Source organism: Paraburkholderia sp. JPY465 (assembly GCF_050436725.1).
Classification (GTDB): Bacteria; Pseudomonadota; Gammaproteobacteria; order Burkholderiales; family Burkholderiaceae; genus Paraburkholderia; species Paraburkholderia youngii.
Genome location: NZ_JBNDMT010000002.1, coordinates 82,526 through 95,336 on the forward strand (window position 1 = coordinate 82,526; position 12,811 = coordinate 95,336).

14 protein-coding genes are annotated in these 12,811 nt (G+C 65.6%); 5 read left to right on the plus strand and 9 right to left on the minus strand.

Annotated elements, in window-relative coordinates; translation table 11 throughout:
* The first annotated feature begins 27 nt into the window (after positions 1-27).
* Positions 28-1,071 carry a rod shape-determining protein gene (locus tag QFZ94_RS02430; RefSeq protein ID WP_429455477.1) on the plus strand — a complete coding sequence of 348 codons (1,044 nt, stop codon included), beginning with the start codon at positions 28-30 and terminating at the stop codon, positions 1,069-1,071.
* A gap of 22 nt (positions 1,072-1,093) precedes the next feature.
* Positions 1,094-1,612 carry an SLATT domain-containing protein gene (locus QFZ94_RS02435; protein ID WP_176105924.1) on the plus strand — a complete coding sequence of 173 codons (519 nt, stop codon included), beginning with the start codon at positions 1,094-1,096 and terminating at the stop codon, positions 1,610-1,612.
* 47 nt (positions 1,613-1,659) lie between these two features.
* Here the strand turns inward: QFZ94_RS02435 and QFZ94_RS02440 are convergent, their stop codons facing one another.
* On the minus strand, positions 1,660-2,355 hold the full coding sequence (locus QFZ94_RS02440; RefSeq protein ID WP_368583575.1) for a YceH family protein: 696 nt from the start codon (positions 2,353-2,355) through the stop codon (positions 1,660-1,662).
* A 132-nt stretch (positions 2,356-2,487) separates the two neighbouring features.
* Entirely contained in the window at positions 2,488-2,883 is a 396-nt protein-coding gene (locus QFZ94_RS02445) for a PaaI family thioesterase (protein WP_368583576.1), read from the minus strand.
* Positions 2,884-3,023: 140 nt separating this feature from the next.
* Here QFZ94_RS02445 and QFZ94_RS02450 point away from each other — a divergent pair, with 140 nt between their 5' ends.
* Positions 3,024-3,278, plus strand: a complete 255-nt coding sequence (locus tag QFZ94_RS02450; RefSeq protein WP_368583577.1) for a BON domain-containing protein — start codon at positions 3,024-3,026, stop codon at positions 3,276-3,278.
* 30 nt (positions 3,279-3,308) lie between these two features.
* Here QFZ94_RS02450 and QFZ94_RS02455 read toward each other — a convergent pair whose 3' ends face one another.
* Positions 3,309-4,454: an acetate/propionate family kinase gene (locus tag QFZ94_RS02455; protein ID WP_429455478.1), complete on the minus strand. Its 1,146-nt coding sequence runs from the start codon at positions 4,452-4,454 to the stop codon at positions 3,309-3,311.
* Positions 4,455-4,465: 11 nt separating this feature from the next.
* Positions 4,466-6,859 carry a phosphoketolase family protein gene (locus QFZ94_RS02460; protein ID WP_410849223.1) on the minus strand — a complete coding sequence of 798 codons (2,394 nt, stop codon included), beginning with the start codon at positions 6,857-6,859 and terminating at the stop codon, positions 4,466-4,468.
* Between the two features lie 464 nt (positions 6,860-7,323).
* Here QFZ94_RS02460 and QFZ94_RS02465 point away from each other — a divergent pair, with 464 nt between their 5' ends.
* A complete protein-coding gene (locus tag QFZ94_RS02465) occupies positions 7,324-7,863 on the plus strand; it encodes an ankyrin repeat domain-containing protein (RefSeq protein WP_429455479.1) in 540 nt (179 codons plus the stop codon).
* A 63-nt stretch (positions 7,864-7,926) separates the two neighbouring features.
* Here QFZ94_RS02465 and QFZ94_RS02470 read toward each other — a convergent pair whose 3' ends face one another.
* The 5 genes from QFZ94_RS02470 to QFZ94_RS02490 all read right to left on the minus strand — a co-directional run bounded on the left by QFZ94_RS02470 (position 7,927) and on the right by QFZ94_RS02490 (position 12,306).
* Positions 7,927-8,625, minus strand: a complete 699-nt coding sequence (locus tag QFZ94_RS02470; protein ID WP_368583581.1) for an HAD family hydrolase — start codon at positions 8,623-8,625, stop codon at positions 7,927-7,929.
* 36 nt (positions 8,626-8,661) lie between these two features.
* Positions 8,662-9,696: a phosphogluconate dehydrogenase (NAD(+)-dependent, decarboxylating) gene (gene gnd, locus QFZ94_RS02475; protein WP_429455480.1), complete on the minus strand. Its 1,035-nt coding sequence runs from the start codon at positions 9,694-9,696 to the stop codon at positions 8,662-8,664.
* 213 nt (positions 9,697-9,909) lie between these two features.
* The gene (locus QFZ94_RS02480) at positions 9,910-11,253 is read right to left on the minus strand and encodes a sugar efflux transporter (RefSeq protein ID WP_368583583.1); all 1,344 of its coding nucleotides are present in this window, start codon (positions 11,251-11,253) and stop codon (positions 9,910-9,912) included.
* Between the two features lie 236 nt (positions 11,254-11,489).
* Positions 11,490-11,933, minus strand: coding sequence for a hypothetical protein (locus QFZ94_RS02485; RefSeq protein WP_429455481.1), 444 nt, complete (start codon positions 11,931-11,933; stop codon positions 11,490-11,492).
* Positions 11,934-12,009: 76 nt separating this feature from the next.
* A complete protein-coding gene (locus QFZ94_RS02490) occupies positions 12,010-12,306 on the minus strand; it encodes a DUF2628 domain-containing protein (protein ID WP_368583585.1) in 297 nt (98 codons plus the stop codon).
* A gap of 172 nt (positions 12,307-12,478) precedes the next feature.
* Here QFZ94_RS02490 and QFZ94_RS02495 point away from each other — a divergent pair, with 172 nt between their 5' ends.
* A complete protein-coding gene (locus QFZ94_RS02495; protein WP_368583586.1) occupies positions 12,479-12,799 on the plus strand; it encodes a thioredoxin family protein in 321 nt (106 codons plus the stop codon).
* Positions 12,800-12,811: the final 12 nt, after the last annotated feature.

The following is a 12,811-nucleotide window of genomic DNA, read 5'->3' on the forward strand; positions in this document are numbered from 1 at the left end:
CCCGCCTTCGCAAAGACAGGAATACGCATGTTCGGTTTTCTGCGCGGCTACTTTTCCAACGACCTCGCGATCGACCTCGGCACGTCGAACACGCTGATCTACATGCGCGGCAGGGGCATCGTTCTCGACGAGCCGTCGGTCGTGTCGATCCGCCAGGAAGGCGGGCCGAACGGCAAGAAGATCATCCTCGCCGTGGGCCGCGAAGCGAAGCAGATGCTCGGCAAGGTGCCGGGCAACATCGAGGCGATCCGGCCGATGAAAGACGGCGTGATCGCCGATTTCAACATCACCCAGCAGATGATCAAGCGCTTCATCCAGATGGCGCATGAGGCGCGGCTCTTTGCGCCGTCGCCGCGCATCATCATCTGCGTTCCATGCGGTTCGACCCAGGTCGAGCGTCGCGCGATCAAGGAGGCCGCGCATAGCGCGGGCGCCTCGCAGGTCTATCTGATCGAGGAACCGATGGCTGCCGCGACCGGCGCCGGCCTGCCGGTGTCCGATGCGACCGGCTCGATGGTCGTCGATATCGGCGGCGGCACCACCGAGGTCGGCGTGATCTCGCTCGGCGGCATCGTGTACAAGGGTTCGGTGCGGGTCGGCGGCGACAAGTTCGACGACGCCATCGTCAACTACATTCGCCGCAACTACGGCATGCTGATCGGCGAGCAGACCGCCGAAGCGATCAAGAAGGAAATCGGCTCCGCGTTTCCGGGCTCCGAGGTCATGGAGATGGAGGTCAAAGGCCGCAACATGTCCGAGGGCATTCCGCGCAGCTTCACCGTGTCGAGCAACGAAATCCTCGAAGCGCTGACCGATCCGCTGAACCAGATCGTCTCGTCGGTAAAGATCGCACTGGAACAGACGCCGCCGGAACTCGGCGCGGACATCGCCGAGCGCGGCATCACGCTCGCGGGAGGCGGTGCGCTGCTGCGCGATCTCGACCGTCTGCTCGCCGAGGAAACCGGCCTGCCGGTGTTCGTCGCCGAGGCGCCGCTGACCTGCGTCGTGCGCGGCTCGGGCATGGCGCTGGAGCGGATCGAGAAGTTCGGCAGCTCGTTTTCCTACGATTGATGTGCGCGCCGACCACTGAACGATGACGACCCTGCCCGCCTACGAGCCGCCCGTCGACGAAACCGAGTTGCTGTTGAAATGGATTCGCCGCGCGCGCGAATCGCAGATGAGCCATTACGACATGGCCGATCTGCTGTCGGCGCGCGAGCGCCGCATGGGCTGGCTGGTGACCGCGCTGACCGCGTTCGTCGGCACCGCGGTGTTCGCGTCGTTGAGCGTGCCGCCGGTGTCGTTCGAGATGCGGATATTCGTTGGGCTCGTCAGCGTGACGGCGGCGATTTCCGCGGCGTTGCAAACGTTCCTGCGGTATGCGGAGCGTGCCGAGAAACATCGCGCGGCCGGTGCGCGCTATGGCGCGGTGCGCCGGCGGCTCGAAGCGGTGTTTGCCGGCGACGCCGATGCGCGCGAAGCGCACTACCTCACCGGCATTCGTACCGAACTCGACCGTCTCGCCGAAGACTCGCCGAACGTGCCGCCGCGAATCTTCTATCGCACGCAGCGCACGTTGCTGGCGGACAGGCCGCGTCGGCGCGACGCGTGAAACGGGCGGCTTTACGTTTCCGTTTCCATTTCCGTCTTCATTTCAGATCACAAATCGTCCGCGCTGATACCCAGCTCGGCCGCCATGCGCCGCACGACGGCCTGCAGACGGCTGACTTCGTCGGCGAGACGCTTCTGCTCGGCCTTCAGCGCCTCGAATGCGGACAGCGGCACGCTGTCGTCCTCGGCCACCGCCGACTGCGCGGCTTCGCTGAGGCTGACCTCGCCACACAACAGATGCATCCAGCGGTTCTCGCGCTCGCCCGCCATGCGCGGCAGCCGGACGACGCGAGGCGGATCGTTCGCGGCCAGTTCGTCGAGAAACGCTTCGACCGACGAGATATCGGCGAAACCATGCAGACGCGCGCTGTTCAGGCGCAATTCGGCGGCCGTTTGCGGGCCGCGCAGCAGCAGCGTGGTCAACAGCGCGATCGACTGCCCCGGCAGTCCGAGCACGCGGTTCATGTTGTGCTCGAAGCGCGGCACGCGGCTACTGCTGCCCTCGAACACGAGGCTCAGGCGTTTCAAGCCGTCGATGGCGGTCAGCACCTCGGCCTCGGTCGCGTTCATTACCGGCGCGCGGCCGGTCTTCTGATTGCAGCCGAGCGTCAGCGCGTTCAGCGATAGCGGATAACTGTCGGGTACTGTGTTCTGTTTTTCGACGAGCACACCGAGGACACGTCCTTCGAGCGCGGTCAGCGCGCGCAGCGAGGGTCGGGAAGGAGCGTCGGGAGTCGAATTCATGGGGATGCGAGGTCTCGTGGAAGATGCGCGCGCCGTTCACGGCTGGACGGCGCGTCCTGTCAGGTGGCCACTATGATAAACGCGGCGCGGCCCGCGCGGTGCGGGAATCTGCGCTGCCGGGGCCGCCGCGCGTCAGGCGGTCTTCGAATACTTGAAGGTGCCCTGCGCGCTCGCGATCAGCAGCTTGCCGTCCACCCACGCTTCCGCGCGCGAAAAGAAAATCGAACGGCCCGAGCGTTCGAGAAAACCCTTCGCGGTGACCGTCGCGCCGAGCCCCTTGTCCAGATAGTTGGTGGTCAGCGACAGCGTGAAGCCATGCCGCGCCGGTTGTCCCGGCTGCGCATACAGGCCCGCGTAGCCCGCGGCGGCATCGAGCAGCGTCGCGATCGCGCCGCCTTGCAGCACGCCCTGACGATTGAGCTTGCTCGCGTCGATCGGCATCAGCAGCTCGGCGTAGCCGTCGCGCCATTGCGTCAGACGCACGCCGAGCGAGTCGAGAAACGGGTTGTCGATGGGAAAGTCGGACATGATTCGGGCCTTGGCTCGGTCGGAACGAACCGTGAGCATACCCTTGAACCGGGCGGCGGCAGCGGCCAGGCGCGCACGCGGGCAAATCCCGCCGCATCTGCTAGTGTGAAGGGATGGACATTCTGTTTCGTGGAGATTCCATGCGCTCCGCTAGCTCGAAATCTGGCGAGCCTACCCGCCTGACCGACGCGCAGATCGCCGCTGAAGCGGCACGCCGTCTCGCGTGGGACTCGGCCGTGCCGCCGCGCGCCGTGCGCGTGAAGGTCACGCGCGGGCGCATCACGCTGTCGGGCGAGCTTCAGCACGAAGCACAGCGCACCGCGATGCTCGAAGACGTGACGCGGTTGTTCGGCGTCACCGGCATCGCGGACCGGACCATGGTCAAATCGGCATAACGCGGCTCGAGCGGGTCAGGCGCGTCAGCTCTAGCCCGCTAGCAGCAGTTCCCGACAATGCCGCGCGATCTGCTTCTCCTCCTCGGTGTGCAGCACCCTCACCTTGCCCGCCGGATCGCCCTCGACGAGCCCAAGAAACGCAAGCCCATCGCATACGCGCCGCCGGACCTCGGCGCTGTGCTCGCCGATCCCGCCGGTGAACCCCAGTAGATCGATGCCGCCAAGCAGTGCCGCGTAAGCGCCGATCGTCTTGCGCACGCCGGTCGCAAACGCATCGAGCGCGAGCGACGCGTGCGCATCGCCGGCCGCCGCGCCTTTTTGCAGCGCTTGCATGTCGCTTTCGCCGTCCGCGTAACCGGCCAGACCGCTCTGGCGATTGAGCAGCGTGTCCAGCGCATCCGCGTCGAGCCGTTCCGCGCGCATCAGATACAGCAGCACGCCCGGATCGAGGTCGCCGCTGCGCGTGCCCATCGGGATGCCGCCGGTCGGCGTCAGACCCATCGTCGTATCGACCGAGCGGCCGTCGAGCAGCGCGCACAGGCTCGCTCCGTTGCCGAGATGCGCGAACACCGCGCGCGACGGCAACGCCGCGCCGAGTTGCTTGACCAGCGATTCGTACGACAGCCCGTGAAAGCCATAGCGGATCACACCGGCATCCGCATATCGGCGCGGCAGCGGGAGCCGCGCGGCGCGCGGCGGCAGCGTCGCATGAAACGCGGTGTCGAAGCACGCGTAATGCGTGGCGTCGCGGAAAATCTGCGTGGCTTCGTTGATCAACTCGAGTGCCGGCGGGATATGCAGCGGCGCGAAGTGCAGCGCGTCGAGCAACTGACGGCGCACGTCGTCGGTGATGCGCTGGTGCGTGCGCAGATGCGGGCCGCCATGCACGACGCGATGCCCGACCGCCGAGGGCCGCGCATGATGCTGTTGCACGAGCAGTTGCGAAAGCTGTTGCAGCGCCTCGGTCTGCGAGTCGAGCCTCTGGTCCTGCTGCAACAGCACGCGGCCGTCGGCCGCCTTGATCCGCAGGCGGCCGTCGGTGCGGCCGATGCCCTCGGCCGCGCCTTCGAGCAGCAGCGTTTCGTCGTCGGCCGAAGGTGCGAAAAGCCCGAACTTCAACGACGACGACCCGCTGTTCAACACGAGGATCGTCCGTTCCTGATCGTGGTCGTGCATGGTGTTCCCCCTCAGCCTTTCCACGTCCAGTTACGGATTTCCTCCTTGTCGATCCCCTCCTCGTGCGCATATGCGAGATGCTCGATGATCTGCCCGCGCAGCCACTCCTTCGTATGATCGCCGACGCCGCGCAGCGTCGGGACGCGATCGATCGCATCGATCGCCAGCGTGAAGCGGTCGACGCCGTTGATGATCGCGAGTTCGAGCGGGGTATTGATGTTGCCCCTCTCGTTGTAGCCATGCACGTGCATGTTGCCGTGGTTCTTGCGGTTGTACGTGAGCTTGTGCACGAGCGCCGCATACGCGTGGAAGTTGAAGATCACCGGTTTGTCGGTCGTAAACAGCGAATCGAAATCGCGGTCGGACAGTCCATGCGGATGCGCACGCTCCGGCATCAGGCGGAACAGATCGACCACGTTGACGAAGCGGATCTTCAGCGTCGGGCAGTGCTCCTTCAGGATCTGCACCGCGGCGAGCGCTTCCATCGTCGCGATGTCGCCCGCGCACGCCATCACGACGTCCGGCTCGGCGCCCTGATCGGTCGACGCCCAGTCCCAGATGCCGATACCTTTGGTGCAGTGAATGACGGCCGCGTCCATGTCGAGATAATCCAGATGCGGCTGCTTGTCGGACACGATCACGTTGACGTAGTCGCGCGAGCGCAGGCAGTGGTCGCCAACGCTCAGCAGACAGTTCGCATCGGGCGGCAGATAGATGCGCACGACATCCGGGCTCTTGTTCGTGACCACGTCGAGAAAACCGGGGTCCTGGTGCGTGAAACCGTTGTGATCCTGGCGCCACACGATCGACGTGATCAGCAGATTGAGCGACGGCACCGGCTGCCGCCAGCCGAGCTCACGCTTGGATTTTTCGAGCCATTTCGCGTGCTGGTTGAACATCGAGTCGATCACGTGCACGAACGCTTCGTAGGTCGCGAAGAGCCCATGACGGCCGGTCAGGTTATAGCCTTCCAGCCAGCCTTCGAGCGTGTGCTCGCTGAGCATCTCCATCACGCGGCCGTCGGGCGACAGGTGGCCTCCGTCAGCGTCGCTCGGTTCGAGCGGATCGAGCCAGGTCTTGCCCGACACTTCATAAACCGCATGCAGCTTGTTGCTCGACGTTTCATCGGGACCGAACAGCCGGAAGTTCGACATGTTCTTGCGCATCACGTCGCGCAGGAAGGTGCCGAGCACCGCGGTCGGCGACGTATACGCCGCCGCCGGTTTCTTCACGGCGACCGCGTAATCGCGGAACGACGGCATGTCGAGCATCTTGCACAGCAGCCCGCCGTTCGCGTGCGGATTCGCGCTGATGCGGCGCGCGCCTTCGGGCGCGAGCGCGCGCAGTTCTTCGACGAGGCGGCCATTCGCATCGAACAGCGTTTCAGGACCGTAGCTGCGCAGCCAATCCTCGACGATCTTCAGACTCTTGCGATTGGTCACCGCATCGGCCACCGGCACCTGATGCGAGCGCCACGAGCCTTCCACCTTGTGACCGTCCACTTCTTTCGGCCCGGTCCAGCCCTTCGGCGAGCGCAGCACGATCATCGGCCAGCGCGGCCGAGTGGTGTCGTTGTTCTGCCGCGCGTTCTGCTGGATCGCGCGAATTTCGCTGAGGCATTGTTCGAGTGTCGCCGCCATCTGCTGATGCATCGTGTCGGGATCGTCGCCTTCGACGAAATATGGCTTGTGCCCGTAACCGACCATCAATGCCTCGAGCTCTTCATGCGGAATGCGCGCGAGCAGCGTCGGATTGGCGATCTTGTAGCCGTTCAGATGCAGCACCGGCAGCACCGCACCGTCGCGGATCGGGTTCAGGAATTTGTTCGAATGCCACGAGGTGGCGAGCGGCCCGGTCTCCGCTTCGCCGTCGCCGATCATCACGGTGACGATCAGATCAGGATTGTCGAACGCGGCGCCGTAGCCGTGCGACAGGCAGTAGCCAAGTTCGCCGCCTTCGTGAATCGAGCCCGGCGTTTCCGGCGTGCAATGCGAACCGATGCCGCCCGGGAACGAGAATTGCCGGAAAAAGCGCCGCATACCGTCTTCGTCCTCACTGCGGTCCGGATAGACCTCCGAATAGGTGCCTTCCAGATAGCAGTGCGCGAGACTCGCCGGCGCGCCGTGACCGGGGCCGGACAGAAAGATCATGTCGAGATCGTGTTTGCGGATCAGCCGGTTCAGATGCACGAGCACGAAGCTCTGGCCGGCGTCGGAACCCCAGTGGCCGAGCAGCCGGTTCTTGATGTGCTCGGGCTTCAGCGGTTCGCGCAGCAGCGGGTTGTCGCGCAGATAGATCATGCCGACCGACAGATAATTGCATGCGCGCCAGTACCGATCGAGGTTGCGCAGCATATCGGGGTCCAGAACTTGCGGTGGGGTGGGATGCGAGGTTGCTTCGGCCATGGCGTCACTCCTCGAAAAGAACTGTCAGGCTGGTTGGCGGATGATGCGGTGCAATCGAAACGAAGCCGTGGGGCACGGGTCGAATGTACTAAGCTGCTCAAACCGGGGGCGAATGTTTCTACCCCTCGCAGTATCTGGCGCTGACTGTGGCATTCGTACTGCAATTGCCTTGCGCTGTCTGCTTTCTTTTCGTGATCCTCTGTCTCAGGTCAATGGCCGCCATGTCGACATCTCCCAGTGCGCTCAAAGTGCTTAAGGTTCTGGTCCTTACGCTCGTATTGACGTTCGTGGCGGTCGGAATACCGATAGGCGTATTCGGGCTGCTGGTCAAGCTTTTCAGCCACGCGTAGCACAGCGGCGCCGCTGTCGGCACGCGGACGCGAGCGCCGCGGAATGTGTATGCTCTCTGAAAAACCGGGCGCGACATTTGCATCGCGCCTCTCATTCAACGCAAGGAGAGAGCCTTGGCCAACCACAGCGACCACACCAACAACCCGTCCGCTTCGCAACCCGATCCTGAATTGCAGGCGCTCGCCCGGGAAGTCTTCGACCTCGCGCGACGCGGCGATGCGGCGATGCTCGCCGCCGTCATCGAAAAGGGCGTACCGCCGAATCTGCGCAACGAGCGCGGCGACAGCCTGCTGATGCTCGCGAGTTACCACGGCCACGTCGACGCGGTGCGCACGCTACTCGAACAGGGTGCCGATGCGAACCTGCGCAACGATGCGGGGCAGACGCCGATCGCGGGCGCCGCGTTCAAGGGCTTCGACAACGTGATCGAAACCTTGCTCGCGCATGGCGCCGACGTCGAAGGCGCATCGCCCGATGGCCGCACCGCGCTGATGATCGCCGCGATGTTCAACCGCACCGCAATCGTCGATCTGCTGCTCGCGCACGGCGCGGACCCGCATGCGCGCGACGCGAACGGCGTCAGCGCGGCCGATGCCGCCGCGCGCATGGGCGCAGCCGATACCCAGGCGCGCCTGAAAGCGCTGGGCGCTTGATCTCGCGACTTCACCCGCGACTCCATCCAAGAGGCGGTGCCCGCACATCGCGCGCGGCGCCGCCTAGTTGCCCTTCCCGCTACGCAACAGCGTCTGCACGTCGATCTCCGCCAACTCGCCGATTCGCCCGATGCTCACGTCCGCGGGCGGATTGTTCGCGATCTCCTTCGGATCGAACGCATAGTGTCCCTGGCGCGGAAACACGGTCGTCAGCTCCGCGCCCCATGCCTGCTTCATCGCGCTCAGAATCCGCAGCTTGTCGTCGACCATCACGTAATGGCGCGCCGGATAGCAATCCATCACCTGATCGAGCATCAACTCCTTGTGGATGTAGATCAGCACGCGTCCTTCCACTTCGTCCCACAGGCCCGAGCGCGAAATCTTGCGCGGCTGGAACACGACGTCGCCGTCCGACAGGATCACCGTCGGCCCGTATTTGCCGACATGCCGCAGCGCGTCGAGCGCACCCGGATAGAGCCGGTTCGCAAACGGATACTCGATCAGGAACGACGACATCAGCAGCAGACGCGTGTCGCGTGGATGCTCGGTCCGGTAGCGCTGCAGCGCGCCGAGGTAGTCGGCGTAGCCAAGTTCCTTACGCAGGTTCTCGAAGATTTCCCAGTAGCGCGCGCTGTTCTCTTCGCCGAACTGCCCCATCATGTGCGCGCGCAGATCTTGCAGCACGTGATCGTTGTCGAGCAGCGTGTTATCGCAATCGAATAGAAATACGACGTCGTGCGGCGTGGCGGAAGTGACTGGCATCGCGGTTCCTCGTGGCAGGTTCGTGGATCGCCTCGGCTACTTCAGTCCGCCGTCCGGCGCGACGGGTTTTTCCGCGTGACCGCCGAAATCGTGCCGCATCGCCGACAGCACGCGGTTCGCAAAATCGGCTTCTCCGCGCGAACTGAAGCGCGCGAACAGCGCCGCGCTGAGCACCGGCGTCGGCACGCCTTCGTCGATCGCCGCGGCGACGGTCCAGCGCCCCTCGCCCGAATCCGATACGCGGCCCGCGTAGCCCTTCAGGTCGGTGTCGCCGGCGAGCGAGCCGGCGATCAGGTCGAGCAGCCACGAGCCGATCACGCTGCCGCGCCGCCACACCTCGGCGATGTCCGCGAGATTCAGATCGTACTGATACAGCTCGGGGCGGCGCAGCGGCGCCGTCTCGGCATCGGCTTCGCGCGCGTGGCGGCCGGCGTCGGCGTGGCGCAGCACGTTCAAACCCTCGGCGTAGGCGGCCATCAGCCCGTACTCGATGCCGTTATGAACCATCTTGACGAAATGCCCCGCGCCTTGCGGGCCGCAATGCAGAAAACCCTGCTCGGCGGTGCTCGCGCCCGCCACGCGGCCCGGTGTCGCGCTCTCGGTGCCGACGCCGGGCGCCAGCGCCGAGAAGATCGGTTCGAGCCGTTTCACGACCTCGGCCTCGCCGCCGATCATCAGGCAGTAGCCGCGCTCGCGCCCCGCCACGCCGCCGCTAGTGCCGACGTCCACATAGTGAAGCTGGTGCGCGCCGAGCTGTTGGCCGCGGCGGATGTCGTCGTGATAGTAGGAGTTGCCGCCGTCGATCACGATGTCGCCCGGTTCGAGCAGCGGCACGAGCTTGTCGAGCGTCGCGTCGACCACCGCGGCCGGCACCATCAGCCACACGGCACGCGGCCTGGCGAGCTTCGCGACGAGGTCTTCGAGCGAACTGGCGCCGGCTACGCCTTCCTGCTTCAGCCTGTCGACCGCCGCCGGCTGCACGTCGTACACGATGCATTGCTGAGCGCCTTTGGTCAGGCGCCGCACCATGTCGGCGCCCATCCGTCCCAATCCAATCATGCCTAGCTGCATAGCTCGCTCCGAAAGATGCTGCGTTGCGCTGTCCGATTTTCTGGTCGTCGTGTTGCGGCGGCGCGGTTGCCCTTAAGCATAGGCGCTGTGTCGCGAGGTGCGCCGAATGGGTCGAAAGAAGCCGCACTTTTTTGCAGAGGTGCGGCGCGGGTCAAAGTTCCGCGCGGCTGGAGGCGCGCCGCATCCGCACGAAAGCGAACGCGGCGTCGCGCGTCATTCGCTGCGCTCGGGCAAGCGCGTGCCGCGGCGCGCGGCCAGCTTCGCGTATTGCTCAGCCGTGAAGCGCTTCACCGCGCGCCACATCACCGGATAGCGATAGCCGGGCACCGCGAACAGCACGAGCGCGCACAGCCCCAGCAGTCCGCAAAACAGGAAGGTGCCGCGATAGCTGAACGCCTGCACGAGCAGCCCGGACAGCACGCCCGACAGGATCGAGCCGACCCGCGCCGCATTGAAGAACAGCGCGGTCGCGCGCCCGGGGGAGTGCGGCATCAGATCCTGCACGTAGGTCATGCCGAGGCACGAGGTCACGGCGACCACGAACGCGTTCAGCATCTGCATCGGGATCAGCACGCTGACGCTGCCGGCCAGCGACATCGCGACAAAGTACACCGCATGCACGGCCGCGCACGCGGCAAGCCAGTTCGGCTTGTGCAGCGACGACGACTTCGCGCCGAGCGCGAGCATCATCGGGATCTCGGTCAGCGCGCCGAGGCCGAGCATCACCGACACGTCGAGATGCGTGCCGTTCAGCCCGTGCACGATGTAGAGCGGCAGCACGATCATCGTCGCGTTCGCGGCGAGGCCGAGCAAGGTCAGCGCGGTCACGGAGCGCAGGATGTCGTTCGCCGACGCGGCCGGCAGCGTTTCGTGCGCATCCTCGCCGGGTTGCCGCAGCGGCGGCACCGTGATCGACGCGGACGGCTCGGACGCGGTGTCCTCGACCGTGTGATCGCCGAGATGGCTCTGCGGCTCCTGCATGCGCCAGACGATGAACCCGCAGATCGCGAAGCTCGCGGCCGCGAACAGGAACAGCCCGGTGAAGTTCGTCGCGGCGAGCACCAGCGCGCCGACCGACGGCCCGAACACCCATGCGGCCGACAGGATCGTGCGCAGCGTCGCGCTGGCGAACACCCGCTCGGCTGGGTCGGGCACCGGCAGCGCCGCGCGGCTGAACGAGAACACCATCGAAATCGCCGAGCCGCCCGCGCCGATGAACACGATACCGACCACGAGCAGCAGCCGGTAATCGCGCACCACGCACAGACACAGGTAGCCGAGCGCGGCCAGGATCAGCGCCGCCAGCAACAACGGGCGGTGCCGCCCGCTCCTGTCGCTCCAGCGCCCGGCGGCCGTGCTCGCGAGCACGCCGCTCGCGGCGATCAGCGTCATGAAGACGCCGAGCCGGAACGGGGTCATGCCGGCGCGTTCGATGCCGAACAAAGACAGATACGGTGCGGTGAAGGACATCGCCACACCGAGCATCAGGGTGGCGGCAGCGAGCGGCTTGAAGCCAGGAATGCGAAGCAGGTCGAAAAAACGCGCAGTTTTCAACACGGGGACGGAAGGTCAGGTGGAGCGGGCCTCGCTGCGCTTCGATGCGCGCGACGGCACGATAGGCGTCGCGGGCTCGGGGCCAAAAACGACCGGGGCATTATCGACCCGGAGCGCGGCTCGCGTAAACCCGCTCACAGCCGTCCCAATTGTGAAATGCGCGCGCGTGGGTGTAGCGCTGCTCGCGCCGTGCGGTGCCGATGCGCGCCGTTAGCGGCAAGCTCCCCGCACACTCGCCGCTACTTGCCCTCAGTTGCGCGCATTTGCTGCGCCTGCGCCTTGTAGTCGTAGGTCGGATAGAACTCGGTGTGATAGCCGCCCCACGCGGTCGATTCGATCGCGCGGTTCACGTCGCGCAGCCGGCTCGCGGGCACGCGCAGCGTCACCACCTGTCCGATGCCCATCATCACGTACCACGACACGACTTCGATGCCGGGCGGCGGAAAGGTCTTGAAGAAGCCCTGCTCGCGCAGTTGATCGTTGATCTTCGGCAGCGGCTTCGATTCGTCGTGGCGCAGGAAGATCGTCAGCAGGAAGGTGTCGTCGGCGGGAGCGGACGTTGGGGTCGCCGGGGTGGCCGCGATCGTGGCGGGGGGCGCCGCGTCGGCGGCGTGGGCGAGCGGCGCGATGGCCAACATTCCCAACGACACGGCGAGACCAGCGACTGTCGATGCAATGAGCATGAAACGCCTCCATCACGGATTGAACCGAGCTTCGATCACACGCCCGCGCAGCAATCCGCGCTCCAGCGTGAACGCATCACACGACGACGTAGCCGCGCTGTTCGAGCGTCCAGCGATGCCACCGGTTGCCATACGCGCCGCACGCGAACGCGAACACGATCGACAGCCCGAAGCCGATCAGATCGGCCGTCTCGCCCCACAGACCGATGCCGAGCAGGATCACATTGATGCCTAGCATCACGAAAGCGGCGAACCACATTCTTTTCGACAGCGCCCAGATGAAGCCGAGCAGGCACGCGCCCCAGCTGAAGCCGGTCGCGACCGCGATCGCGTCCTTGTGTTGCGGATGTTGCAGATAGATTCGTGCGTTCATGTCTTGCGAGGTTCCGTGCGATGACGCGGCGCGTCGATCGGTCGAGCACGCGCGCACCGCTTTTTAACATGCCGCGGCGACATCACGCGCATCGGCTGCATACGGCCGCTGCGCTGACGATCCGCGGCATAGCTGCTACCCTTGGCAGATCACGATCAAGAGCGGAGCACGCATGACCTCCCCGACAGCTTATTCCCCGAAAGCCCCTTCCCGCGCCGAGCTCGACTCGCTGCCCGGCGCCACCGTCGTCGAATTCGGCACCGACTGGTGCGGCTATTGCCAGGGTGCGCAGGCCTCGATCCGGCAGGCGCTCGCACCGCACGCGGGCGTGCGGCATCTGAAGATCGAGGACGGTCCCGGCCGCCCGCTCGGCCGCTCGTTCAAGGTCAAGCTTTGGCCGACGCTCGTGCTGATGCGCGACGGCGCCGAGGTCGCGCGCGTGGTGCGGCCACGCAGCGCCGAGGACATCGAGGACGCGTTCGCGTCGCTCTGAGATTCGAGCTCC

Coding starts and splice junctions, on each gene's coding strand:
- QFZ94_RS02430 (WP_429455477.1), top strand. CDS start 28: ATGTTCGGTTTTCTGCGCGGCTACTTTTCCAACGACCTCGCGATCGAC.
- QFZ94_RS02460 (WP_410849223.1), bottom strand. CDS start 6,859: ATGGCCGAAGCAACCTCGCATCCCACCCCACCGCAAGTTCTGGACCCC.
- QFZ94_RS02450 (WP_368583577.1), top strand. CDS start 3,024: ATGCGCTCCGCTAGCTCGAAATCTGGCGAGCCTACCCGCCTGACCGAC.
- QFZ94_RS02485 (WP_429455481.1), bottom strand. CDS start 11,933: ATGCTCATTGCATCGACAGTCGCTGGTCTCGCCGTGTCGTTGGGAATG.
- QFZ94_RS02470 (WP_368583581.1), bottom strand. CDS start 8,625: ATGCCAGTCACTTCCGCCACGCCGCACGACGTCGTATTTCTATTCGAT.
- QFZ94_RS02490 (WP_368583585.1), bottom strand. CDS start 12,306: ATGAACGCACGAATCTATCTGCAACATCCGCAACACAAGGACGCGATC.
- QFZ94_RS02440 (WP_368583575.1), bottom strand. CDS start 2,355: ATGAATTCGACTCCCGACGCTCCTTCCCGACCCTCGCTGCGCGCGCTG.
- gnd (WP_429455480.1), bottom strand. CDS start 9,696: ATGCAGCTAGGCATGATTGGATTGGGACGGATGGGCGCCGACATGGTG.
- QFZ94_RS02445 (WP_368583576.1), bottom strand. CDS start 2,883: ATGTCCGACTTTCCCATCGACAACCCGTTTCTCGACTCGCTCGGCGTG.
- QFZ94_RS02435 (WP_176105924.1), top strand. CDS start 1,094: ATGACGACCCTGCCCGCCTACGAGCCGCCCGTCGACGAAACCGAGTTG.
- QFZ94_RS02495 (WP_368583586.1), top strand. CDS start 12,479: ATGACCTCCCCGACAGCTTATTCCCCGAAAGCCCCTTCCCGCGCCGAG.
- QFZ94_RS02455 (WP_429455478.1), bottom strand. CDS start 4,454: ATGCACGACCACGATCAGGAACGGACGATCCTCGTGTTGAACAGCGGG.